Annotated in this window: 14 protein-coding genes; 4 read left to right on the forward strand and 10 right to left on the reverse strand. The window is 74.8% G+C overall.

The genetic code is table 11. From position 1 onward, the window contains the following. Window positions 1-355 precede the first annotated feature (355 nt). Complete coding sequence (locus ACFPL3_RS39265; protein ID WP_343942676.1) at window positions 356-1,861, reverse strand: GDSL-type esterase/lipase family protein; 1,506 nt, start codon at window positions 1,859-1,861, stop codon at window positions 356-358. A gap of 138 nt (window positions 1,862-1,999) precedes the next feature. Beyond that, entirely contained in the window at window positions 2,000-4,474 is a 2,475-nt protein-coding gene (locus ACFPL3_RS39270; RefSeq protein ID WP_343942677.1) for a SpoIIE family protein phosphatase, read from the reverse strand. Between ACFPL3_RS39270 and ACFPL3_RS39275 the strand changes: the two genes are divergently transcribed. Both ACFPL3_RS39275 and ACFPL3_RS39280 read left to right on the forward strand, forming a co-directional pair. Continuing rightward, window positions 4,358-8,902, forward strand: coding sequence for a HAMP domain-containing protein (locus tag ACFPL3_RS39275; protein WP_343942678.1), 4,545 nt, complete (start codon window positions 4,358-4,360; stop codon window positions 8,900-8,902). The genes ACFPL3_RS39270 and ACFPL3_RS39275 overlap by 117 nt on opposite strands. After that, window positions 8,899-9,441, forward strand: coding sequence for a response regulator (locus tag ACFPL3_RS39280; protein ID WP_343942679.1), 543 nt, complete (start codon window positions 8,899-8,901; stop codon window positions 9,439-9,441). The genes ACFPL3_RS39275 and ACFPL3_RS39280 overlap by 4 nt, the downstream gene beginning before the upstream one ends. Window positions 9,442-9,564: 123 nt before the next feature. Here ACFPL3_RS39280 and ACFPL3_RS39285 read toward each other — a convergent pair whose 3' ends face one another. After that, entirely contained in the window at window positions 9,565-10,617 is a 1,053-nt protein-coding gene (locus ACFPL3_RS39285; protein ID WP_343942680.1) for an AbrB family transcriptional regulator, read from the reverse strand. 188 nt (window positions 10,618-10,805) lie between these two features. Here ACFPL3_RS39285 and ACFPL3_RS39290 point away from each other — a divergent pair, with 188 nt between their 5' ends. Further along, entirely contained in the window at window positions 10,806-11,225 is a 420-nt protein-coding gene (locus tag ACFPL3_RS39290) for an STAS domain-containing protein (RefSeq protein WP_343942681.1), read from the forward strand. On the opposite strand, the gene ACFPL3_RS39295 is transcribed toward ACFPL3_RS39290, so the two are convergent. Further along, window positions 11,222-15,610, reverse strand: coding sequence for a SpoIIE family protein phosphatase (locus ACFPL3_RS39295; RefSeq protein ID WP_379590752.1), 4,389 nt, complete (start codon window positions 15,608-15,610; stop codon window positions 11,222-11,224). The genes ACFPL3_RS39290 and ACFPL3_RS39295 overlap by 4 nt on opposite strands. A 155-nt stretch (window positions 15,611-15,765) precedes the next feature. On the opposite strand from ACFPL3_RS39295, the gene ACFPL3_RS39300 reads away from it, so the two are divergent. Then, window positions 15,766-16,941 (forward strand): glycosyltransferase, encoded by a 1,176-nt coding sequence (locus tag ACFPL3_RS39300; RefSeq protein WP_379590754.1) that lies wholly within the window; start codon window positions 15,766-15,768, stop codon window positions 16,939-16,941. An 89-nt stretch (window positions 16,942-17,030) separates the two neighbouring features. On the opposite strand, the gene surE is transcribed toward ACFPL3_RS39300, so the two are convergent. The 6 genes from surE to ACFPL3_RS39330 form a co-directional block, all read right to left on the reverse strand. Next, a complete protein-coding gene (gene surE, locus ACFPL3_RS39305) occupies window positions 17,031-17,813 on the reverse strand; it encodes a 5'/3'-nucleotidase SurE (protein ID WP_379590756.1) in 783 nt (260 codons plus the stop codon). Between the two features lie 3 nt (window positions 17,814-17,816). Next, complete coding sequence (locus ACFPL3_RS39310; RefSeq protein ID WP_343946038.1) at window positions 17,817-18,773, reverse strand: 1-phosphofructokinase family hexose kinase; 957 nt, start codon at window positions 18,771-18,773, stop codon at window positions 17,817-17,819. A 44-nt stretch (window positions 18,774-18,817) separates the two neighbouring features. After that, the gene (locus ACFPL3_RS39315; protein WP_343946039.1) at window positions 18,818-20,518 is read right to left on the reverse strand and encodes a formate--tetrahydrofolate ligase; all 1,701 of its coding nucleotides are present in this window, start codon (window positions 20,516-20,518) and stop codon (window positions 18,818-18,820) included. A gap of 112 nt (window positions 20,519-20,630) precedes the next feature. Continuing rightward, window positions 20,631-21,275 (reverse strand): hypothetical protein, encoded by a 645-nt coding sequence (locus ACFPL3_RS39320; protein ID WP_343946040.1) that lies wholly within the window; start codon window positions 21,273-21,275, stop codon window positions 20,631-20,633. Further along, complete coding sequence (locus tag ACFPL3_RS39325; RefSeq protein WP_343946041.1) at window positions 21,272-22,015, reverse strand: hypothetical protein; 744 nt, start codon at window positions 22,013-22,015, stop codon at window positions 21,272-21,274. The genes ACFPL3_RS39320 and ACFPL3_RS39325 overlap by 4 nt, the downstream gene beginning before the upstream one ends. 100 nt (window positions 22,016-22,115) lie before the next feature. Then, a complete protein-coding gene (locus ACFPL3_RS39330; protein WP_343946042.1) occupies window positions 22,116-24,644 on the reverse strand; it encodes an ATP-dependent Clp protease ATP-binding subunit in 2,529 nt (842 codons plus the stop codon). Window positions 24,645-24,776: the final 132 nt, after the last annotated feature.

The raw sequence follows: 24,776 nt of genomic DNA on the forward strand, positions 1-24,776 counted from the left end.
TGCCAGCTCAAACACTGGCGAGGACTGGCCACCCGCTATGACCGGCACGCCCGCAACTACCTCGGAGCGCTCCACCTCGCAGCCCTGCTCACCTGGCTTCCATGATCCACCAGACACTCCCTAGCCCTCCTGAACGAGCGATTCCGGACTCGATCGCCGCTCAGACGCTCCGTCGATGTGATTGCTGCGGGCGGCGGGCCGCGGACCGACCCATCGATCAAGGGGAAGAGGTCGCTAGATGATCTCCAAGGACGACCATTAGCCCTTGATCGGCGCTGCCGACGACCATTCGCCCTTGATCGCTGCGCGAAGCCCCGGGAGCCGCTCGCTACGGCCGGAGTTGTTCAGGACCCTTCTAGCCCTCCGAGGGCGGCGGCAGGATCTGGCGCGCCACCGAGGAGGCCATCCGCAGCGAGCCGATCCCGGTGGGGTGGAACGGGAACGGGTCGGTCATGCCCTGCAGGTCCGGCCCCAGCCCGTCGGTGCCCTTCTCGCAGAGCATGGCGAGCTTCGGGTCGGCCACGGCGAAGCCGTACTTCTGGGCGCCGGCGGTCAGCACGTCGTTGAGCTGCTTGTTCCGGTCGTTGAGCAGCTCGATCTTGACGGGGTCGAGGCCGGGGTAGCCCTCGGCGCGGGTGTCGGCGCAGTCGGCGTCGGGCGGGAAGGCGCCGTAGGAGGTCATGATGATCACCTGCGGGCTGCCGGGCAGCTCGTTGAGGTCGATGAGCAGGTCGCCGTACACGCGGTCGAACGCGGCGAGGCGGTAATCGAACTCGCCCTGGGTGAGCCGGTCGGAGCAGTCGGGGACGCCGTAGCAGTACTGCAGGAAGTCGATCCACCCCACGTCGTTGGGGCCGATCGCGACCACGACGAACCGCAGGTCCTGCACCTGCTTGAGCACACCGACCTGGGCGGGCACCGAGCGGCCCCCCGCGTCCTGGGGCCCGCGCAGCCCGCTGGTGATCGTGGCGCTCGGGCAGGCCAGGTTGAGCACCCGCGCCGGCAGCAGGTGGCCGATCTCGGCGGCGAGCGAGTCGGTGCTGCGCTGGCAGGCCACGTCGTCGGGGGTGCCGTCGGGCACGGGCGGGCCGCCGAGGCGCGCCGCCCGCGAGTCGCCGATGACGGCACCGTCGTAGCCGGTGATCTCCGGGCCGACCGCGTCGGGCGTGAGGTGGTAGGCGCCCACGAGCTGGGCGAGGGAGGTGACCCCGCGCAGGCCCTGCAGGGTGCCGCTGACGGCGAGCGCTCCCGAGCCCAGCCAGGCGAGGACGGACGTGACGAGGGCGATCACGGTCATCCGGCGGGCGGCGCGCACGCAGTAGGTGAAGATCTCGTGCAGCGGGGCGTGCTCGCCGTGGGCGCGGCTCTGGCGGCGCAGCACCACGAGGGTGCGGATGCCCGCGGCGCCACCCGCGGCGGCGAGGGTGAACGCGAGCAGGCCGAGCCCGCCCAGGACGTACCAGGTGAGGAACCCGCCGGTGACGGCCTTGAGCGCGGCGTCCTGGGCCTGGGGGCCCTCCACGGGGTCGAAAACGGCGGCGGCGGCCGCGTTGCGCTGCACCGGGCCCATCGTGAGCTCGGGGCGCAGCGGCCCGTAGATGTGCAGCTGGTCGACGTCGAGGGCGGTGTTCCCGACCTGGACGAGCCGGGCGGGCCCCGCCACGGACAGGTCCGGCGGGCGGGCGCCGACGGAGACGTGCTGGCCGAACACGACGAGGTCCTGTGCGGGGGTGAGGGCGACCGTGACCGGGATCCCGACGCCCAGGCAGAACAGGACGAGCACGATCGTCGGCCAGGAACGCAGCTCCCCGAGTACTGTCCGCCGGCTGCGCTGCGCGTCCAGTGCTCCACCTCCGTACACGAGCTGCGGTTCCCCGGGCGCATCCTCGAGCCGCTTCCACTATGCGTCGGCTCGGTCGCCGAGGGTACGACCGACCGGCGGATCCGGTGGGACTTCCGGCGTAGAGGGCGCGTACCGGGCGTGGTGTGCGGGGCGGTCTCAGGGAGCGGCGCGCACCGCGAGCAGGGCCACGTCGTCGTCGAGGGGTTCAGCGGAGAACCGCTCCACGGCGTCGCGCACGGCGCCCACGATCTGCACGGCCGGGCGGCCCGCCGCGCGGGCGGCCACCGTGAGCAGCCGTTCGGCGCCGAACTGCTCGCGGCCCCTGCGGCGCTCGGTGACGCCGTCGGTGTAGACCAGCAGCGTGTCGCCGGGCGCCACGCGGTGCTCGGTGCAGGTGAGGCGCACGGTGGGCACCAGCCCCACGGCCGTGCCGAACGTGCCGATGAGCTCGGCGGTGCCGTCGGCGCGCACGAGCACCGGCTGCACGTGTCCCGCGAGCACGAGCTGGACGTCGAGCCCCCCACGCCCGCCGCGGCGGTTGCGGCTCACCATCGCGGCGGCGAGCGTGCAGAACTGGAGCGGGTCGGCCGCCTCGATCATGACGTCGTTGAGCCGCTCGACGGCGCGGGGGAGCGAGCGGTCCTGGCGCACGAGCACGCGCAGCACGTCGCGCACCAGGCCGGTGCGGGCGGCGGCGCGCGCACCCTTGCCGCACACGTCGCCGATGGAGACGAGCCAGCTGGAGGGGTCGACGGTGAGCACGTCGTAGAAGTCGCCGCCGACGTCGCTGCCGGTGCTGGCGGGCAGGTACTCGGCGGCGAACTCGACGCCGGGCACCACCGGCAGCGCGCGGGGCAGCAGCGCCTGCTGCAGCGCCTGGGACACCGCGACGTGCGCGCCGGTGCTCTGGGCGTTGTGGATCGCCAGGGCGGCGCGGCGGGCGACGTCGCCCGCGAGCACGACGTCCTCGGGGCTGTGGGGCCGGTTGGCGGGCCTGCCGACCAGCAGCGTGCCCAGCGCGCGGCCGCGGGCCCGCAGCGGCAGCGCGATGCCGTCGGTCGGCACGGCGAACCGCACGGCCGACGACCCGTCGCGCACCACCTCGGCCAGCCGGGCGCGCAGCTCGGATGGCGGGCCGGGCTGCCCGTCGGGGTCGAGCACGGCGCGCAGCTCCGGCAGGGCGTCCTCGTCGGCGTGGGTGAGCGCGGCCAGACGCAGCCCCCCGGACGGCTCGACGAGGTGCACCGCGCACCAGCGGCCCAGCCGCGGCACCACGACCTGGGGCACGACGGCCACCGCGAGGTCGACGTCGAGCGACTGGCCGAGCAGCTCGCTGGTCTCGGCGAGGTAGGTCATCCAGGACCGCCTGCGCTGGTCCACGGCGCGCAGCCACTGCGACTCGACCGCCATGGCCACCCGGTAGGCGATCAGCTCGGTGAGGTCGCGGGTGCGTTCGGGGTCGGCGCCGCCGCCCGCGCGGTGGGTGACGCGCAGGACCCCGCGCAGGGGCGCCGTGGTGGGCAGCCGCACCTCGACGCGGCGGTCCGGGCCCGGTCCGACCCCGGAGATGATCTCGCTGCCGGTGGAGAGACCCGGGTCCGGGCTGCCGTCGCGGGTGATCTCCTTGGCGCCGGTGCCGTCGCCCTCGTCGACCTCGACGCTCACCGACTCGGCGTCGAGGAGCTCGCGCAGCCGCCGCACGAGCTCGGCCACCAGCTCGGCGGGCTCGAGCCGGTCGACCAGCCCCGGCGGCACGTGCAGCAGCCACCGGGCCTGCTCGGCGGTGGTCCAGACCCGCTCGGCGTCGGGCGGGGCGGGCGGCGCGGGCGTGGCCGCGGGCTGCTCGGCCCGGGCGAGCGAGAACCAGATGACGTGCCGGCCGTCGGCCTCGTGCCGGGTGCCCCACGTGGTGGACAGGCGCTGCACGAGCGCGAGACCGCGCCCGTGGCTCGCGGCGCGGCCGTAGCGCTGGCGCGGCTGGGCGAGGTGCAGCTCGAGCGGGCCCGGGCCCCGGTCGGTGACGGCCACCGTGAGCGCGGTGTCGGTGACGGTGAGGGCCACCTCGAACTCGGTGCCGGCGTGCATCACCGCGTTCTCGCAGAGCTCGCTGGCGAGCAGGATCGCGGTGTCGGCCATGTCGGGGTCGACACCTTTGCCTTCGTCCGGGGAGCCGTCGGGTACCTCCAGCTCGCGTAACGCTTCCTGGAGCATCCGTCGCGCTCGCCCTGCGGATCGCGGGTCCGGCGGCAACCTGGTCCGCCGCTCGAGCTGAACGGGCACGGCGTGCAGTCTGCCCTCTCGCCCTGCCGGCCGCCCACCGCACCGGTCGCACCGGCGGGTCCCGCGCGTCGCGCGGGTGCGCTCCGACCGGCCGGGTGCACCGGGGCGGGGTCGGATCGGGTCCGGATCCACTACTGTCGAGGGCTGCGGCGGCCGCGCCGGTGCCCCGACCCCAGTGGATACGGCGCGCGCCCGTGTCCGGTCGCCGGCCCGAGCAGTGGAGGGACGGCGGAGATGACCAGGACCCCGCGCCAGAGCACCGAGCCGGCGGGCGTTGCCCCGGCCGGTCGTGCGCAGGCGGCGGCCCAGGAGACCACCCCGGGGGCGGATCAGGAATCCGTTCTCCTGCACGAGATCGCCGACGTCCTGCACCAGGTGCGGCGCGGTCGTTTCGACGTGCGGCTACCGCGGCGCGACGGGTCCCCCGGCGAGCTGGTCGATCAGGTGAACGAGCTCGTGGCGCTCATGGAGCGCCGCAACCGCGACATCCTGCGGATCAGCCGCACGGTCGGGCGTGAGGGCCGGATGTCCGAGCGGCTCAACGAGGAGGCCTACGACGGCGGCTGGGCCCACGGCGTGCAGGCGGTCAACACGCTGATCGACGACCTGGTCACGCCCACGGCCGAGATCGCCCGCGTGATCGAGGCGGTTGCCGAGGGCGACCTGTCCCAGCACATGGCCCTCGAGATCGAGGGCAGGCCGCTGCGCGGTGAGTTCCGCCGGATCGGCCGCACGGTGAACACGATGGTCGACCAGCTGTCGAGCTTCGCCGACGAGGTCACGCGCGTGGCGCGCGAGGTGGGCACCGAGGGCATGCTGGGCGGGCAGGCCGACGTCCGCGGGGTCGCGGGCACGTGGCGCGCGCTCACCGACTCGGTGAACACGATGGCGAGCAACCTGACCAACCAGGTGCGCTCGATCTCCACGGCCGCCACGGCCATCGCGCAGGGCGACCTGTCGCGCAAGATCACGGTGAGCGCCCGGGGCGAGGTGGCCGAGCTCGCCGAGACGATCAACTCGCTCACCGACACGCTGCGCCTGTTCGCCGACGAGGTCACCCGCGTGGCGGTGGAGGTGGGCACCGAGGGCCGCCTCGGCGGCCAGGCGGCGGTGCCCAACGTCGCGGGCACGTGGAAGAACCTCACCGACGCCGTGAACCTGATGGCGGCCAACCTCACCGACCAGGTGCGCGGGATCGCCCAGGTGGCCACGGCGGTGGCGCAGGGCGACCTGAGCCAGAAGATCGCGGTCGACGCGCGGGGCGAGATCCTGGAGCTCAAGTCGACGGTGAACACGATGGTGGACCAGCTGTCGAGCTTCGCCGACGAGGTCACGCGTGTGGCGCGTGAGGTGGGCATCGAGGGCAAGCTGGGCGGCCAGGCGGCGGTGCCCAACGTGTCGGGCACCTGGCGCCACCTCACCGAGAACGTCAACGAGCTGGCGGGCAACCTCACCGCGCAGGTGCGCAACATCGCCCAGGTCACCACTGCGGTGGCGCGCGGTGACCTGAGCCAGAAGATCACGGTCGACGCGCGGGGCGAGATCCTGGAGCTCAAGTCGACGGTGAACACGATGGTGGACCAGCTCTCGTCGTTCGCCGACGAGGTCACTCGTGTGGCGCGTGAGGTGGGCACCGAGGGCAAGCTGGGTGGCCAGGCCACGGTGAAGGGCGTTGCCGGCACCTGGCGCGACCTCACCGACAACGTCAACTACATGGCCTCGAACCTCACCGGCCAGGTGCGCAACATCGCCCAGGTCACCACCGCCGTGGCGCGCGGCGACCTGTCGCAGAAGATCACCGTCGACGCGCAGGGCGAGATCCTCGAGCTCAAGTCGACGGTCAACACGATGGTCGACCAGCTCTCGTCGTTCGCCGACGAGGTCACGCGCGTGGCGCGCGAGGTGGGCACCGAGGGCAAGCTCGGTGGCCAGGCCGAGGTCAAGGGCGTCGCGGGCACGTGGCGCGACCTCACCGAGAACGTGAACCAGCTGGCGGGCAACCTCACCGCGCAGGTGCGCAACATCGCCCAGGTCACCACCGCCGTGGCCCAGGGCGACCTGAGCCAGAAGATCACGGTCGACGCGCGGGGCGAGATCCTGGAGCTCAAGTCGACGGTGAACACGATGGTGGACCAGCTCTCGTCGTTCGCCGACGAGGTCACTCGTGTGGCGCGCGAGGTGGGCACCGAGGGCAAGCTGGGTGGCCAGGCCACGGTGAAGGGCGTCGCGGGCACGTGGCGCGACCTCACCGAGAACGTGAACCAGCTGGCGGGCAACCTCACCGCGCAGGTGCGCAACATCGCCCAGGTCACCACGGCGGTGGCGCGCGGTGACCTGAGCCAGAAGATCACCGTGGACGCCCGCGGCGAGATCCTCGACCTCAAGCTCACCGTCAACACCATGGTCGACCAGCTCTCGTCGTTCGCCGACGAGGTGTCGCGCGTGGCCCGCGACGTGGGCACGGAGGGCAAGCTCGGCGTGCTGGCGCAGGTCCGGGGCGTGTCGGGCACGTGGCGCGACCTCACGGAGAACGTGAACCAGCTGGCCGCCACCCTCACCACCCAGCTGCGCGCGATCTCGGCCGTCTCCACCGCGGTGGCGAGCGGCGACCTCACGCAGCAGATCACGGTGGCGGCCCGCGGGGAGATCGCGGACCTCAAGGACACGATCAACCAGATGATCGCCACCTTGCGCGAGACCACCCAGCAGAACGCCGAGCAGGGCTGGCTCGACTCCAACCTGGTGCGCATCGGTGGGCTGCTGCAGGGCCAGCGCGACCTCAACGAGGTCTGCCAGATGATCATGAACGAGGTCGCGCCGCTGGTGAACGCCCAGGTCGGGGCGTTCTTCCTGGCGGCCGAGCCGTCGATCATCTCCGGTGGCGACCCGGACCGCTGGGTGATGACCGGGGGCTACGCCATGACGGCGGGCGACCCGCCGCTGTCGTTCGGGCCGGGGGAGGGGCTGGTCGGGCAGGCGGCCGCCACCCGCCAGGTCGTGCTCGTCGAGGGCGTGCCCGCCGACTACCTGCCGATCCGCTCGGCGGTCGGCTCCGCATCTCCGCGCACCGTCGTGGTGCTGCCGGTGCAGTTCGAGGACGAGTGCCTCGGCGTGATCGAGCTGGGCTCGGTGTCGACGTTCACCCCGCTGCACCTCACGTTCCTGGAGCGGCTCGTCGCCACGATCGGCGTCGCGATCACCACGATCCGGGCCAACCGGCGCACCGAGGAGCTGCTGTCGCAGTCCCAGGTGCTCGCCATGGAGCTGCAGGACCAGTCCGCCGAGCTGCAGCGGGCCAACTCGGAGCTGGAGGAGAAGGCCGAGCAGCTCTCGCAGCAGAACCGCAACGTCGAGATCAAGAACATGGAGATCGACGCCGCGCGGCGCGGGGTGGAGGAGAAGGCGCAGCAGCTGGCGCTGGCCAGCCAGTACAAGTCGGAGTTCCTGGCCAACATGAGCCACGAGCTGCGCACCCCGCTCAACTCGCTGCTGCTGCTGGCCCGGCTGCTGGCCGACAACCCGAACAACAACCTCACCGAGAAGCAGATCGAGTTCGCCAGCACGATCCACAGCGCGGGCTCGGACCTGCTGCGGCTGATCGACGACATCCTCGACCTGTCCAAGATCGAGGCGGGCCGGGTCGACGTCGACCCGGCGCCGGTGAACCTGTCGCAGGTGCTCTCGTCGGTGGAGCAGGCGTTCCGCCCGCAGGCCGAGGAGAAGGGCCTCGAGATGCGGGTCGACACGGGCGACGAGCTGCCGGACTCGATCGTCACCGACGACCAGCGGCTGCAGCAGGTGCTGCGCAACCTCCTGGCCAACGCCGTGAAGTTCACCGACTCCGGCCACGTCAGCCTCGGCGTCTCCGTGGTGCCCTCCGGCACGTTGCACGGGGTGCCCGCCCTCGACTCGGCGCGCACCGTGATCGCGTTCTCGGTCGGGGACACCGGGATCGGCATCCCGCAGGAGAAGCTGGAGATGATCTTCGAGGCGTTCCAGCAGGCCGACGGCACCACGAGCCGCAAGTACGGCGGCACCGGCCTGGGCCTGTCGATCTCCAAGGAGCTCGCGCGCATGCTGGGCGGCAAGATCGAGGTCAGCTCGCGGCCCGGCGAGGGCTCGGTGTTCACGCTCCTGCTGCCCGACGAGCTGCCCCCGGTCACGGCCGCGGCCGCCCGGATGACGCCCCGCCCGCCGATCCCCGCGCTCGCCCTCCCGGAGCCCACGCTCGAGCCACCGCGCCCGGCCGCGTCGGCCAACCCGATCCTGCGCACGGGCCCGGGCGGCCCCACCGGGGCGCGCCCCGCCCCGGAACTGGCGGGGGTCACCGTGCTGATCGTCGACGACGACGTGCGGAACGTCTTCGCGCTCACCAGCGCGCTCGAGTTGCACGGGCTCACGGTGATCTACGCCGACAACGGGGCGGAGGGGATCCGCCTGCTCACCGAGCACCCCGAGGTGGACGTGGTGCTGATGGACGCGATGATGCCCGACCTGGACGGCAACGAGACCACGCGGCGCATCCGCCAGCTGCCCCAGGGCCGCGACCTGCCGGTCGTGTTCCTCACCGCCAAGGCCATGCCGGGCGACCGCGAGTCGAGCCTCGCCGCCGGGGCCACCGACTACGTCACCAAACCCGTGGACCTCGACGAGCTGCTCGCGCTGATGGCCTCGTGGATCACCCCGCGCCGCGGCCGCGCGAGCACGTCGGGGGTGGCCGTCGGCGGCTTCGGCAACGGCGTCGGTGGCGGCATCCGGGCAGTCGGTGGTGGGCGGTGACCCGCCAGACACCGCGGGTGCTCGCGGTCGACGACCGGCGGGAGAACCTGCTCGCCCTGCAGGCCATCCTGGAGGGGCTGCCGATCGAGCTGGTGGCCGTCACGAGCGGCGAGGACGCGCTCAAGCGGCTGCTCGTCGAGGACTACGCGGTGATCCTGCTCGACGCGCACATGCCGGGCATGGACGGGTTCGAGACCGCGGGGCACGTCAAGCAGCGCGAACGCACCCGCCACATCCCGATCCTGTTCCTCACCGCGGTCGACTACGACCCGCACCTGGCCTTCCGCGGCTACCAGGCCGGGGCCGTGGACTACATCACCAAGCCGTTCGACCCCTGGGTGCTGCGGTCCAAGGTGGCCGTGTTCGTCGACCTGTGGAGCACCCACACCCAGCTCGCCGACCGGGCGGGGGAGGTGCTGGTGCTGCGGGGTGCCATCGACGAGGCGCTGGAGCTCCTCGACGGCGGCGATCCCGCCGACGTGGCGCGGGCACGTGCCCGGCTGGCCGCCGTGCGCGGCGCGCGGCTCGGCGCGGGCTGACCGGAACCCGGGGAATTGGCCGGGCCCCGGCCGGTCGGGGGGCGACCGGGGCCCGCGCTCGGATACCCGGCACCCGCCGCCGCACGCCGGGTCCCGCCGATCGGGTGATCCGATCTCGGGTGCTCAGCCGTCGGGCCGGGGCGCGAGCCGGGCGAGCGCCGGGGTCACGAGCAGCATGATGATCACCCGGAGCACCTGCACCGCCATCACGAAGGTGACGTCGGTGCCGGCCGAGACGGCGGTGGCCAGCACGGCGTAGACCCCGCCCGGGGTGGTGGCGAGGTAGCCCTCCAGCGCCGTGGCGCCGGTGAGGGCCGACAGCAGCAGCCCCAGACCGGCGCAGGTGAGGATGACCCCCGCGATGAGGGCGGCGGCCGGGAGGAGCGCGCCGAGCACGGTGCGCAGGCTCTCGCGGGTGAACCGGGCCCCGGCCTGCCAGCCGATCACCGCGTAGGCGAGCTCCACCAGGGGCGCGGGCGGCACGGCGCCGAACGACCAGCCGGCGAGGGTGAGGGCGATGGCCGCGGTCATCGGGCCGAGCAGCGCACCGGCGGGCACCCGCGCGGCGCGGGCCAGCGCGGTGCCTGCCACGGCGCAGACGACGAGGTGCACGAGGTCCACGGTGAGGGGCGCGGGCGCGGCCGCCTCGGGGCCGGAGCCCGCGGCCGCGCCGAACCCGACGGCGGCGACCACCGGCATCGTGGCCGTGACCATCCCGACGCGCAGGTACTGCACGACCGCCACCACGCGGTCGTCGCCGCCGAGGTCGCGGCTGACGGCCACCAGCCCGGACGCCCCGCCCGCGGTGAGCGCGAGCATGCCGGTGAGGGCCGAGACCCCGCGGCGCAGTCCGAGCAGGAGGCCCGCGGCCATGCTCACCGCGAGCGTCGCCACCGACACGAGCACCACCGGCACCCACTGCGTCGCCAGCCCGGCGAACGCGCCCGGCTGGGCCAGCACGCCGATCACCACGCCGATGACGGACTGGGCCGCCGTGTTGAGCGGCCGCGGCACGTCCACCCCGCACCCGCCCAGCGCGAGGGCCGTGGCCACGAGGAGCCCGGCGAAGAGCGCGGGAGAGGGAACGCCGAGCGGCGTCAGCGCCGCGGTGCCCCCGGCGGTGAGCGCGACCAGCAGGGACCAGCGCGCCCATCCGGGCGATCTCGGCGATCTCATCGCCCCCGATTCTCGGGCATGCGCCTGCGGTCACCCGCTGCCGGTGGATCCGGCCGAGCTCGACCCGTCCGGGTGCACAAGAGCCACTTGCGGGCCGGTCTGCACCGGTGCAGTGTGGACGGAGCGGGGCGGCCCCCGGGCACCCGCCCGGCCCCGCACCGCACCGGACCGAGTCGGAACGGAACGCGATGAGCAACGGAACCGAGCTCCCCGGCCGCCACGGCGACCCGCCGGGCGCGCCGCGCCCGGAGCTGCTGCGTGTCGAGGTCCACGAGTCGCGGCCCGGGGTCGTGGTCGTCTCACCCTTCGGTGAGGTCGACGTCTCCAGCGCCGACCTCCTGCGCGACGCCACCCACGAGGCCCTCACCACCGCAGGCCGGGGCGTGGTCGTCGACCTCGGCGGGGTCACCTTCTGCGGTTCCACCGGCCTGGTGGTGCTGATCGACGCGCAGCAGCGGGCCGACGAGGCGGGCGTGCGGTTCCGCACCGCCGCCGGCCCCCCGATCGTGCGGCGGGTCCTGGACATCACCCGGCTCGGGCCGGTGCTGCACCACAGCGACACGGTGGCCGAGGCCCTCGACGACCTCGTGACCGGCTCGAGCGTCTAGCGCGGCCGGTCGCCGGTGTCGCCTGCGTCGCCCGTGTCGACCACGTCGATCAGGGTGTCCACGCCGCTCAGGGCGAGGGCGCGGCGTACGACGTGGCCCGAGCGCACGCGTACCCGCAGGCGCCCGCCCGCGGCGCGGACGCGCCGGTCGGCCTCCACCAGCAGGGCCACGCCCGCGCTCGCGAGGTAGGTGGTCGCCCGCAGGTCCACCGTGACGATGCCGCCGGCGTCGGCGGACGCCAGCACCTCCTCGCGCACGCCCTGCACACCGGCGAGGTCGAGCTCCCCGCGGATCTCCACCGTGCCGCCCGCGACCCGCACGTCGGCCGGGCCCGGGGGCGGCGGCACGGCCGGGCGGCCACCCACCGGGCCGGTGGGGGCGGGTGCGCCCGTCGCGGGCAGCGTGAACCGCACGTCGGTGCCGTCGGGTCCGTGGTGCAGCCGCATCCGGCTGCTGACGTCGCGGATCAGCTCCAGGCCCCGGCCTCGGTAGCCCTTGTCCTCCGGGGCGGGGCGCCAGCTGCCCTCGTCGCGGACGTGCGCCTCGACGCCGCCGTCGGGGCCCTGCTCGAGCTCGACGGACATGGTGCCCGGCGCGCGGTCGCGGTAGGCGTGCTCCACGGCGTTGGCGGCGGCCTCCCCGACGGCGAGCTGCAGGTCGTAGACCGCGTCCTCGCCCACACCGCCCGCCTCCGCCCACGCGAGCACCGCGGCCCGCAGCTCGCGGAGCACGGGCGCCTGCGCGGGCAGCACCAGCCGCAACGGGGGCGGCACCAGCCGGGCCACGATGAGGGCGACGTCGTCGGCCGGGTCGGGCCCGCCGTTGCTGGGGCTCCCGGCCAGCGCCCCGGTGAGCAGGGCGTCGGTCAGGGTGTCGGGGGCGAGCCCGTGCCGATCGGCGGCGATGCCGGCGAGCCGCTCGATGCCGTCGTCGACGAGCTCGCCGCGCCGCTCCACGAGGCCGTCGGTGTAGAGCACGATGCTGTCGCCCGGCCGGATCGTGGCGCTGCCCGCCGTGAAGGGCGGCCGGGCGCGCACGCCCAGCACGGTGCCGGTGGCGTCGTCGAGGCGGCGGCAGCCGGTGGGCCCGGCCACGAGCGGTGGCGGGTGGCCTGCGCGGGCCCACACGAGGTCGCCGGTGCCCGGGTCGAGCACGAGGCAGGCCACTGTGCTGCCGGTGGCGCCGGGCACGCGGCCGGCGAACCGGTCGAGCCGTTCGAGGGCCTGCACCGGGCCGTGGCCCTCGAGCAGGTAGCCCGAGAGGGCGCTGCGCAGCTGGCCCATGATCGCGGCGGCGCGCGCGCCCTGGCCCACCACGTCGCCGACGGCGATCGCGACCCGCCCCTCGTCGAGCGGCAGCACGTCGTACCAGTCGCCGCCCGCCTGGCTCCCGCGGGCGCCGGGCAGGTAGCGGGAGGCCAGCAGGATCCGGTCCAGGTGCGGGAGCGTGGGTGGCAGGAGGCTCTTCTGGAGCGTCTCGGCGATCACCCGGCGCTCGTCGGCCGCGGCCGCCCGTTCGAACGCCGGCGCCGCCTGCGCGACGAGGGCGAGCACGAAGTCGCGTTCCTCGGCCGGGAAGCCGCGCTCGGTGGGGAAGGACAGGCCGATCGCCCCGACCACCCGGCCCACGGCGGCGAGCGGCAGCGCCGCGGCCGCGTGCCGGTCGGCGGCGCTCGCGCGGGCCGCCAGCTCCGGCCAGTCGCGCGCCCACTCCACCCGGTCGCGGATCCACACCGGTTCGCCGGTGCGCGCGGCGGCGGTGATCGGCACCGGGTCGTCGAGGCGCGCCGGTGCTGCCCCGCCGTTGTGCCCGCCGTTGTCCACCGGGTCGTAGCCCACCGCGTGCACCAGCCGCAGGCCCCGCTCGGGGTCGGCGAGGTAGACGCTCACCCCCGAGGCGCCGACGAAGTCGGGCAGGCGCCCGACGAGCAGCCGCGCGGCCTCCAGGACGCTGCCCGCGGACGCGAGGTCGGAGCTCACCTGCTGCAGCCGGCGTTCCCGCGTGCGCCCGCGGTCGGAGGTGAGCATCATCGACGCCCGCCTGCCCAGCTCGGCGGCCAGGTCGAGCTCGGTGCCGTCGTAGTAGCGGCCGGCGCCGAAGTTCACGAACGCGAGCACGCCCGCGAGCTCCCCGCCGACGACGAGCGGCACCACCAGCGCATTGCGCGCCCGGTGGGCGATCCGGGCCGTGGCGTCGGCCTCGCCGGCCAGCGCCACCCGCAGCAGCTCGTCGGTGACCGGGACGACCACGGGCACACCCGGTGCGAGTGCCTCGGCCACCGACGGGGGCAGGCGGACCCCGGGGGTGCGCAGCGCCCGGGCGACGGCGGCGTGGACGCGGTGCACCCCGGCGTCCACCGCCGCGCCGTGCAGCAGGCCGTCGTGCCCCACCAGCGCCACGACGCCCGCGTCGCCGAGGTCGTGCACCACGAGCCGCGCGAGGTCGCCCAGCCGGTCCTCGACGCTGCCGTCCTGCGTGACGAGCCGCCCCGTCTCGGCGAGGAGCGCCGCCGAGCGCTCGGCCCGCTTCTGCTCGGTGACGTCCACGGTGAGGCCCTGCGCGGCCACCGGTGTGCCGTCCGCGCCGGTGACCACGTGCACCACCTGGTGCAGCCACAGCACCCGGCCGTCGGTCGCAACGGCGCGATAGGTGAGGTCGTGGTCGACGCCCGCCGCGGTGCGGTCGCCGGTGAAGGCCAGCGCCTCGTCGCGGTCCTCGGGGTGGATCATCGCGGGCCAGAAGTCCGGGTCGTCGCGCCAGCGTGACGCCGGATGGCCGAGCAGCTCCTCGGCGCGGTCGGACACGAAGGTGAACCGCAGCCCGGTGGCGCCCGTGCCGTCGCCCGGCCGCCAGTCGGCCTCCCACACGATCGCCGCGAGCCCCTGCACCATGGCGCGCAGCCGCGCCGCCGCCGCCTCCGAGGCCTTCCGCGCGGCGTGCTCGGTGGCCACGTCGCGGCGGATCTGCTCGGCGCGCCGCTCCTCGGTGATGTCGGCGGTGGTGGCGAGGAAGCCGGTGACCGCGCCCGCCGGGTCGCGCAGCGGCCGCGCCGACGTGCGGACCTCGCGGACCGTGCCGTCGGCCGCGACGATGCGGTACGTGGAGTCCCAGACCGTGCCGTGGCGCACCGCGGCGGCCCACCCCGCCGCGGCGGCCTCCCGGTCGTCGGGGTGCACCTGGTCGGCCCAGCCCGCACCGGTGAGCTCGGCCGCGGGGCGGCCCCACAGCTGGGCGATCTGGTCGTTGACGAACGTGGTGGTGCCCCGCCGGTCGGCCACCCAGATCCCCACCGGCGCCTGGGTCACCAGCGTGCGGTAGCGCTCGCGTTCCTGGAACAGCGCGGTGCTGAGCGCGTCGTCGGACGTGGCGCGCCCGTCGCGGCGGGCGGTGTCGAGCACGTCGTCGAGCGCGCCCGCGTCGGCCAGGACCGTGGACACGTGGTTCTCGACGGCCCCGAGGAACGCGAGCTGGTCGTCGTCGAGCGGCCGGTACGGGTTGGTGCCGAGCACGAGCGCGCGCGCACCCAGCGGCACCACGACGGCGGCGTCCGGGGTGAGCGGTCCCAGCGGGTGGGCCGCGGCGAGGGCATCCGGCGCGCGCTCGCGCAGCCCGCGCACGACCACCCGCTCGCCGGTGCGCCACGCCTGCTCCGGTGCCGAGGCCCCACCGTCGGTCGCGGGCAACGGCGGCAGGCCGTCCTGGAGGCCGTACGCGGCCACCACCTCCAGCTCCCGCGCGTCGGCGCGGGCCGGCCGGCAGACGGCGGCGAACGGGATGTCGCGGGGGTTGCGGGCCAGCACGTCGAGGGCCGCCACGGTGACGTGCTCCACCGCATGGCCCGCCGGCGCGATCCGCACCGGCGACAGGTCACCGAGCGCGCGCAGCGTCTCCCTCCGCCGCTCGCCGATCACGCGCGCGGTGGTCTCGCTGGTGATCGTGAGCACGGCGAGCACCTCGCCGCCCTCGCCGCGGACGGGGGAGTGCCGCAGGTCCCAGTGCGTCTCCTCCGCGCCCTCCCCCCGGGCCAGGACCAGCGGCTGGGCGTCCACCGACACGCCCGTGCCGGTGGCGAGCACCTCGTCGAGTGCGGGGCCCACCACCGGCCACGCGGCGGAGAACGCGCGCGCACCGGGACGGCCCAGCGCGGCCGGGTGGGCGCGGCCTGCGAGCCGGGCGAAGGCGTCGTTGTAGAGCACGACGAGCTCGGGCCCGATCCAGAGCAGCATCGGCTGCGGCGACTCGAGCACGATGCCGGCGGTGGCCCGCACCGGGCCCGGCCACTGCGACGGCGGCCCGAGCGGGCCGCCGGACCACTCGTAGGCACCGATCAGCCTGCTCAGCTCGCCGTCCGCGGCGGGGAACGGCAGCGCGCTGGCGGCGGTCACCCGGGGATTCTAGGGTCCGCGCACGCGCCGCCGCCGGGCGAGCGATCGGCACGCCCGGGGGACCGATGCGTGGGGGCGCACGTTTCGATCGCGGCCGTTTCGCCGAATCAATGCGCATGGATGTCGTCAACCCCACGAGCAGGAGCTGATCCACGGTGCGCATCGCGATGGTGTCCGAGCACGCGAACCCACTCGTCGGATCGGGTGGTCAGGACGTGCACGTGGTCGAGCTGAGCAACGCGCTCGCCACCGCGGGGCACGAGGTCACGGTGTGGACCCGGCGTGACGAGGCCGAGCTGCGCGCCATGGTGCCCGTGGGCGCGGGCGTCGTCGTGCGCTGGATCGCGGGCGGGCAGGCGGGGGCGGGGGACGATCTCGTCACGCAGCTCCCCGCGCTCTCGAAGGCGCTCGACGAGGCCTGGACCGCCGAGCCGCCCGACGTCGTGCACGCCCACTTCTGGCTGTCCGGCATGGCCGCGCTCGCGGCCTCGGGCGGGCGGTTCCCGGTGGTGCAGACCTTCCACGCGCTGGGCAGCGTGCAGCGCAGGCACGAGGGCGCCGACGACCCGAGTCCGGCCGGGCGCGCCCGCGCCGAGCTCGCCGTGGCCCGCCAGGCCGACCGCGTGCTCGCCACCAGCACCGACGAGGCGTTCGAGCTCGCCCGCATGGGTGCGCCGCGGCGGCGGATGACCGTGGTCGCGCGGGGCGTCGACACGGTGCGGTTCGCGCCCGACGGCCCCGTCGCCCCCCGCGGCGGGCGGCCCCGCGTGGTGGCGCCCGCCGGCACGGGGCGCCGCACCGGCGTGGACGAGCTCGTCGAGGCGATGCGGCGGGTGCCCGCCGCGGAGCTCGTGGTGGTCGGCGGCGCCGACCCCGACGACGCGGACGCGGCCCGGGTGCGGGAGTGCGCCGCCCGCTGCGGCGTGGCCGACCGCGTCCACCTGACCGGCCCGGCCGACCGCGACGACGTGGCCGCCCTGCTGCGCTCGGCCGACGTCGTGGCCTGCGTGCCCTGGTACGAGGCGTGCGACGGCGTGGCGCTCGAGGCGATGGCGTGCGGGCGCCCGGTGGTGGGCAGCGACGTCGGCGGGATGCGCGACACCGTGGTCGACCAGGTCACCGGCGTGCTGGTGCCCCCGCGGCGGCCCGACGCCCTCGCCACGGCCCTGCGCGAGCTGCTCGGCTCCACCACGCTGGCCGCGGCGTACGGGATCGCGGGCCGCGATCGGGTGCTCGCCCGCTACGGCTGGGACCAGGTCGGCCCCGCCACCGAGCGGGTCTACACCGAGGTGGTGGCCGCCCGGTCCCGAGTCGCCACCGCCAATCCCTGACCCGACCCGGGAGTTCAGGAAAGCCACATTCAGGGCCGGAGAGGCCCTGAATGTGGCTTTCCTGCCCCGGCCGGCAGCCCGCATCCCGGTCAGGCCCGGCGGCGCTCCGACCGCGCCAGCCACTCCGGCACCAGGCGGTCCTCGGCCTCGGTGACGGGGCGCAGCGCCGTCAGCGTGGGGTGACCGGCGGCCAGGAGCGCGCCGTCGGTGCCCTCCTCCGGCCGGGTCCCCACCTCGATCTCGCCCAGGCGCAGCCCGCCGTCGCCCACCTCGTCGACGCGCGCCTGCACGGAGCCGAACGCGGCGAGGCGCGCGTGGCGCAGCTCCCGCTGCTCCGACGGCGGGCGGTCGGGAACGTTCAGCGAGAGCGCCGTGCCCGCCGGTGCGTCGAGCAGGAGCTCCAGCAAACGCGGGAAGAGCGCGTCGGCGGCGTCCCAGTGGCGCTCGCCCGTGGGGTGCAGGGCGACGTCGAGGCTGACCGCGAGCCCGCGCACGTCGTGCACGGCGGCGGTGAGCACGGCCCCCACCGTGCCCGAGTGCAGCACCGCGCGCCCCACGTTGGCGCCCCGGTTGACCCCCGAGAGCACGAGGTCGGGGGCCGGGTCCAGCCAGCCGGTGAGCGCGGCGACGACGATGTGCCCCGGCTGCGCCCGCACGGCCCAGGCCTGCACGCCGTCGAAGCCGGGCAGGTCCCTGCGTTCCACGAGCGTGCGCCCCTCGTCGCGCACGGCGGTGATCGCCGCGCTCGCCCCGCTCGACTGTTCCGCGGGCGCCGCCACCACGACGTCGAGCCCGGCCCCCGCGGCGAGGCGCGTGAGCGCGGCGAGGCCGGCGGAGTCGATGCCGTCGTCGTTGGTCACCAGCGCGCGCACCGCTCAGCCCTTCCACTCCACCAGCTCGACCCGCTCGGCGAGAGCCCGGATGGCCGCCTCGCCACCCGTGCCGAGCCCGCGGCGCACGACGTTGAGCGCGCCGCACGCCGCGCCGGTGCGCAGCGCCTCGCGGATCGGGTCGCCGCGCACGAGCGATGCGACCACCCCGGCCGTCATCGAGTCGCCCGCACCGCGGGTCTCCGCGGGCTCCAGCGGCGGGACGTGCAGCTCCAGGACCGCACCGTCGTCACCCGGCTCGGCGTCCGCGGGGAGCGCGAGCGCCGGTTCGGCCGCCCGGGAGACGATCACGGTGCCGGCCCCCTCCTCCCGCAGCCGCGTCATCGCGGCCACCAGGGTGGCCGGGTCGTCGCTGTCGGCCCGCTCGTCGGCGATGAGCTCCTCGTGGCTCACCTTCAGCACCGCGGGGCAGCCGGCGAGCACCGCGTCGAGCCGCTCCCCGGACAGGTCCGCGGCCACCCGGCACCCGTTCGCGCCCAGGTCGGTGGCCAGACGCCGGTACAGCGACGCCGGGATCACCTGGTCGGCGTTCGGCCCGGCGAGGATCGCGGTGCCGTGGCGCAGCCCCTCCTGCAGCACGAGCTCGTAGAGCTCGTCCTGCTCGTGACGGTCCAGGGGCCCGCCCGGCGCCTCCGCGACCGACTCGCGCTCCCCGTCGCGCCGGTCGTGCACGTAGCCGCCGTTGCGGGTCTGCACGCGCACGGTGCGCAGGTCGACGCCCTCGCCCTCCAGGAGGTGCCCGAGCACGTCACCCGGTTCGCCCCCGAGCGCGGCGCACAGCACCACGGGAACGCCGAGCGTCGAGATCATCCGGGTCTGCCACACCCCCTGCCCGCCTGCGTGGACGTGGATGTCGGGCCGGCCCGCCCGGTCCTCGATCGTGACGGTGAGCAGGGGCGAGGGGGCGAAGACGACGACGGCTGGGGTGTCAGCGGGGGACATGTCCGGTTCGTACCCGGTGCGGCCGTGAGTACGCCCGATCAGTGTCAGGAGAGGTTGACGATCTCCCCGTTGGCGTCCAGGTCGATGCGGTGGGCCGCCGGGCTGGCGCCGAGCCCCGGCATGGTGCGCATGTCGCCGCAGATCGGGTAGATGAACCCGGCGCCGACCGAGGCGCGCACCTCCCGCACCGGAAGGCGCCACCCGGTGGGCGCGCCCTTCAGCGAGGCGTCCGACGAGATCGACAGGTGGGTCTTCGCGATGCAGACCGGCAGGTTGCCGAACCCGTTGCGCTCGTAGGAGTCGAGCTGGCGCGCCGCGGCGAGGTCGTAGTCGACGCCGTCCGCGCCGTAGACCCGCCGGGCCACCGTCTCGATCTTCTCCCGCAGCGGGGCGTCGTCCGGGTAGAGGAACCGGAAGTCCGACGGCTCCTGCGCGGCCTCCGCCACCGCGTGCGCCAGGTCGACCGCCCCGCGCCCGCCGTCGGCGAAGTGCGTGCACACGGCCGAGCGGGCGCCGACCGACTCGGCGATCTCCGCGATCGCGGCGTGCTCGGAGGGGTGGTCGTCGGGGAACGCGTTGATGGCGACCACCGGCGACACCCCGTGCAGCCGGATGTTCTCGATCTGCTTGCGCAGGTTCGCCGCGCCCGCGTGCACGTCGTCGGGGTTCTCGGCCAGCAGCTCCGGGGGCAGCGGCTTGCCCGCGATGATCCGGAACCGTCCGGAGTGGGCCTTCAGCGCCCGCACGGTGGCCACCACGACGGCCGCGTCCGGGCGCAGCCCCGACGCCCGGCACTTGATGTTGAAGAACCGCTCGGCACCCATGTCGGCGCCGAACCCTGCCTCCGTGATGAGGAAGTCGCCCCCGTGGATGCCGATGAGGTCGGCCACCACCGACGAGTTGCCGTGCGCGATGTTGCCGAACGGGCCCGCGTGCACGAGCACCGGCGTGCCCTCCAGCGTCTGGAGCAGGTTGGGGCGCAGGGCGTCACGCATGATCACGGCCATCGTGCCGGCACCGCCGATGTCCTCGGCCGTGACCGGCTTGCCCGCGCCCGTGTACGCCACCACGATCCGGCCGAGCCGTTCCCGCAGCTCCGGCACCGACCGCGCGAGCGCGAAGATCGCCATCACCTCGGACGCCGCCGTGATGTCGAACCCGGTCTGGCGCGGCAGGCCGTCGCCCTTCGACCCGAGCCCCACCACGATGTTGCGCAGCACCCGGTCGTTCACGTCGAGCACCCGCCGCCAGGTGATGTTGTGCAGGTCGATGCCGAGCGCGTTGCCCTGGTGCAGGTGGTTGTCGAGGATCGCCGAGAGCATGTTGTGGGCGGCGGTGACGGCGTGGAAGTCGCCCGTGAGGTGCAGGTTGAGCGTCTCCATCGGCACCACCTGCGAGTAGCCCCCGCCTGCCGCGCCGCCCTTGATGCCGAACGTCGGGCCCATCGAGGGCTGGCGGACCGCGACCGTGGCCGTGCGGCCGATGTGGCGCATCGCCTGGCCCAGGCCCACGGTGGTGGTGGTCTTCCCCTCGCCGAGCGGGGTGGGGGTGACGGCGGAGACCAGCACGTACTTGGCGCGGGGACGGTCGGCGAGCTCGTCGATCGCGTCCAGTTCGACCTTGGCGACCTGCCTGCCGTACGGGGTGATCAGGTGCTCCCCGATCCCCATCTCGGCCGCCACGTCGACCAGCGGCCGCAGCGCGGCGCCCTTCGCGATCTCCAGATCCGACGGGAATGCCCCCATCGCGCCCCCTCACCCTCGTGGCCCCCGTGATCGGGGCCGCCGGCACACCGTGGCTCACGGTAACCGGCGAGTGGCCCCGATCACAGGGGGGAGAGTGGGGGTGGGGCTGGACTCAGAGCGCGAGCAGCCGGTCGAAGAAGCTGCGGTAGCGGCGCAGGGCCAGACGCAGGTCCTCCGTGGACGTCTCGTCGGCGTCCAGGCCCTGCTCGATGCTGCGACGCTGCTCGCGGAACAGCGTCTCCAGCTCGTCCAGCAGCTCGCCCACCAGCGCGTCGGCCTGGGCAACGGCGCCGCGCGGCTCGTCGACGAACGCGCCCTTCACCTCGTTCCACCGCGACTGGTACGACGCCGCGTGGTCGGCGGGGACGAGGCGCTCCGTGGCACCGTCGCCCGAGCCGGCGCCGGTGTGCGCCTGCGGCGTTCGCGGCCCGGGGCTCGGGTCCCCGCTCGGCGTCGGCTGCTCCGCCGCTGTGCCCTGGCGCGCCGGCGTCTGCTGCTGCCCAGGTGGCTGCTGCTGCCCCGGGGGCCGCTGCTCGACCGGTGAACGCTGCTCCGCGGGTGTGCGCTGCTCGGGCGGAGTGCTCGGCTGCTGCGGCGACTCCCACGGCCGGCCCCGCTCCTGCTGGATCCGCTCCTGCGGAGCCCCGGCGTGCCGGGCCCCGTCGAACTGGTCGGGTTGCTGCGGTCCGGGCCCGCGCTGGGTGGGTGCCGCGTGTTCCGGTGCCGCGTGGTCCGGCGCTGCCTGGTCGGGCCTCATCGGGTGGGCTCCTCGCTCGTCACGTGCTGGTCACCGCGGTGCGTGCCGTCGTACTGCCCGTGGTCGTGCTGCCCGTCTGCGTGGTGCCCGTCGGTGCGGTACCCGTCCACGGGCTGGTCGGCGTGCTGGTCGGTGTGGCGCTGCTCGGGGATCTGGTCGGTGTGGTGCTCAGCGGATCGCGACGAGGTGAGCAGGGCCTCCACGAGCGATCGGTAGGAGGTCACCGCGTGGCGCTGCTGCTCGGTGTCGACGTCGCCGCGGGCGGTGGCGTCGCGCACGGCGCGGGCGTCGCGGTAGCGCTGCACGATCTCCGGGTGCTCGACGGAGATGTCGGCGGCGCGGCGGTCGAAGTCGCTGTCGGTGTCGCCGTCGGTGTCGCCGACGGGGTAGCCGCGCGTGCGCATGATGTCGACGACCAGCAGGTCGGCGTCGTGCACGGCGCGGCGGGGGTCGTCGACGAACTCGCGCTGGATGCCCTCCCACGAGGCCGCGAACCGGTCGCGCTCCTCGGGGCGCAGGTCGCGGATGTCGAGCTTGCGGTGCCGCTTCTCGCGCTCGGCGAGGTCGGCCTCTGCGGCGCGCTTGTCGCCCGCGCGGTCGATGCTGCGGTCGTACTCGGGGCCGAAGCGCTCCTGGAGGCGCTCGCTGCGGCGGCGCCGCGCCAGGAGCATTCCGGCGGCGATGAGCGCCACCACCAGTACCGCGATGACGACGACGAGGACGATCACGGTGCTGTCCACCGCATCCACCTCCTCCGTTCGGGGTGAAGGGCCACTCGATCGAGTGACGTTGCCCGACGACTACCTCGAGAGGCGGCCCACAAACATCTGAGCTGCGGATTCAGCGCAGGGCGGCGGAGGTCTCGATTTCCAGCCGGCCGTCCACGTCGTCGACGTGCACCCGGGTGCCCGGCGGGAGTTCGCCTGCGAGCAGGAGGCCGGAGAGCTGGTTGTCGACCTCCCGCTGGATCGTGCGGCGCAGCGGGCGGGCGCCGAACTCCGGCTGGTGGCCGAGCTCGGCGATGCGGCGCACGGCGGCGGGGGTGAACTCGACGGTGACGTCCTGGGCGGCCAGTCGGCTGCGGGTGTCCTCGAGCAGCAGGTCGGTGATGGTGGCGAGCTGGTCGGTGTCGAGCCTGCGGAAGACGATGATCTCGTCGATGCGGTTGAGGAACTCCGGGCGGAACACCTCGCGCAGCCGCGGCATGATCTTGTCGCGCAGCTCGGCGGAGTCGGCGTCGGCGTCGGCGTCGCGGTTGCTGCCGAACCCGAGCGTGGTGCCCCGGTTGGCGATCAGCTCCGACCCGACGTTGCTGGTCATGATCACGACGGTGTTGCGGAAGTCGACCGTGCGGCCCTGGCCGTCGGTGAGGCGGCCGTCGTCGAGCACCTGCAGCAGCACGTTGAACACGTCCGGGTGGGCCTTCTCGATCTCGTCGAGCAGCAGCACCGAGTACGGGCGCCTGCGCACGGCCTCGGTGAGCTGCCCCGCCTCGCCGTAGCCGACGTAGCCGGGGGGCGCGCCGACCATGCGGGCCACGGTGTGCCGCTCGCCGTACTCGCTCATGTCGAGGCGCACCATGCGGTCCTCGTCGCCGAACAGCGCCACCGCGAGCGCGCGGGCCAGCTCGGTCTTGCCCACGCCGGTCGGGCCGAGGAACAGGAAGCTGCCCACCGGGCGGTCCTCGTCGCCGAGACCGGCCCGCGAGCGGCGGATCGCCTCGGCCACCGCGGACACCGCCTCGTCCTGGCCGACGACCCGCTGGTGCAGCTCCTCCTCGAGGCGCAGCAGCCGGTCGCGTTCGGCCTCGGTGAGCTGGGCGACGGGCACGCCGGTGGAGCGCGAGACCACGTCGGCGATGTCGGCCACCCCGACCTCGGGCACGCCACCGTCGCCCGGTCCGGTCTCGGAGAGCTTGCGGCGCAGGTCCGCCATCTCGTCGCGCAGTTCGGAGGCGCGCTCGTACTGCTCGTCGGCGACGGCCTGGTCCTTGTCGCGTGCGAGCTGGTCGAACCGCTGCTCGAGCCCGCGCCGGTCGGTGGAGGGGGTGCGGGTGCGCAGCCGCACCCGCGCGCCCGCCTGGTCCACCAGGTCGATGGCCTTGTCGGGCAGGAACCGGTCGGTGATGTAGCGGTCGGAGAGCTCCACGGCGGCCCGCAGCGCGTCCTCGGTGTAGCGCACCTGGTGGTGGGCCTCGTAGCGGTCGCGCAGGCCGTGCAGGATCTCGACGGCGTCCTCGCACGAGGGCTCGGGCACCAGCACCGGCTGGAACCGGCGCGCGAGCGCGGCGTCGGACTCGATGTGCCTGCGGTACTCGTCCAGCGTGGTCGCGCCGATCACGTGCAGCTCGCCGCGGGCGAGGGCGGGCTTGAGCATGTTGCCGGCGTCCATCGCGCCGCCGCCGGTGTCGCCGCCACCGCCGCCGCCCGCGCCGACCATGGTGTGCAGCTCGTCGATGAACACGATCAGCTGGTCGCGGTTGGTGCGGATCTCCTCGATGAGCGTGCGCAGCCGCTCCTCGAAGTCGCCGCGGTAGCGCGTGCCGGCCACCACGCCGGACAGCTGCAGCTCCACGACCCGGCGCCCGGCGAGCGTGTCGGGCACGTCGCCGTCGACGATCCGCTGCGCGATCCCCTCGACGATCGCGGTCTTGCCGACACCGGCCTCCCCGATGAGCACGGGGTTGTTCTTGGTGCGCCGCGAGAGCACCTCGATCGTCTGCTCGATCTCGTCGGCCCGCCCGACCACCGGGTCGAGGCGGCCCTCGCGCGCTGCGGCCGTGAGGTCCTGCCCGAACTGGTCCAGCGTCGGGGTCGCGACGGCCGCCCCGGAAGCGCCGGGCGCCGCCGGTCCGCGCCCGCCCGGGCGGGCCGGGCTCTGGGCGCCGGGGCCGAAACTGGCCTCCGCCAGCAGGCGCCCCGCCGCCGACTCCTCGTTCGCGGCGATCGCGAGCAGCACGTGCTCGGGTCCGATGTAGGTCGATCCCAGCGAGCGCGACACCTGGTGGCCGTCCAGCAGCGCCCGCTTCGCGGCCGGGGTGAGCGCCGGGGCGCGGCCGGTCGGCTCGGACCGCGTGAGCCGCTCGTCGAGCATGCGGGCGATGCGGTCGGGGTCGGCGCCCGCCCGCTCGAGCCAGTGCCGCGTGGGCTCGAGCCGGGTGGAGGCCAGCAGCAGGTGCTGGGCGTCGAGGTCGGGGTCGCCGCGGTCGATGGCCAGCTGCGCGGCCGTCGCGACGAGCTCGCGCGCACCGGCGCTCATCAGCCGGGTCAGGTCGATCCGCCGGGCCGGGCCGCGCGCGCCGGGCCCGAAGAACCGGGCCAGGAAGTCGTCGAACGAGCCGGGGTCACCCGACCCGAGGAAGCCGGTCATGAGCACATCTCCTCGAGGCGTTCCGATCGGGGGGTCCTGGGGGCGTTCCCGGGGCACCGGATCCGAAACGGGCGGCACGCGACGTCGATCACTCGCCGGTTGGCGCGACCGCGCGCCGTGACCGAGACTCGC

This window comes from Pseudonocardia zijingensis (genome assembly GCF_042657305.1).
In the GTDB taxonomy this organism is placed as follows: Bacteria; Actinomycetota; Actinomycetes; order Mycobacteriales; family Pseudonocardiaceae; genus Pseudonocardia; species Pseudonocardia zijingensis.

Coding starts and splice junctions, on each gene's coding strand:
- ACFPL3_RS39275 (WP_343942678.1), top strand. CDS start 4,358: ATGACCAGGACCCCGCGCCAGAGCACCGAGCCGGCGGGCGTTGCCCCG.
- ACFPL3_RS39285 (WP_343942680.1), bottom strand. CDS start 10,617: ATGAGATCGCCGAGATCGCCCGGATGGGCGCGCTGGTCCCTGCTGGTC.
- ACFPL3_RS39290 (WP_343942681.1), top strand. CDS start 10,806: ATGAGCAACGGAACCGAGCTCCCCGGCCGCCACGGCGACCCGCCGGGC.
- ACFPL3_RS39310 (WP_343946038.1), bottom strand. CDS start 18,773: ATGTCCCCCGCTGACACCCCAGCCGTCGTCGTCTTCGCCCCCTCGCCC.
- ACFPL3_RS39315 (WP_343946039.1), bottom strand. CDS start 20,518: ATGGGGGCATTCCCGTCGGATCTGGAGATCGCGAAGGGCGCCGCGCTG.
- ACFPL3_RS39320 (WP_343946040.1), bottom strand. CDS start 21,275: ATGAGGCCCGACCAGGCAGCGCCGGACCACGCGGCACCGGAACACGCG.
- ACFPL3_RS39330 (WP_343946042.1), bottom strand. CDS start 24,644: ATGACCGGCTTCCTCGGGTCGGGTGACCCCGGCTCGTTCGACGACTTC.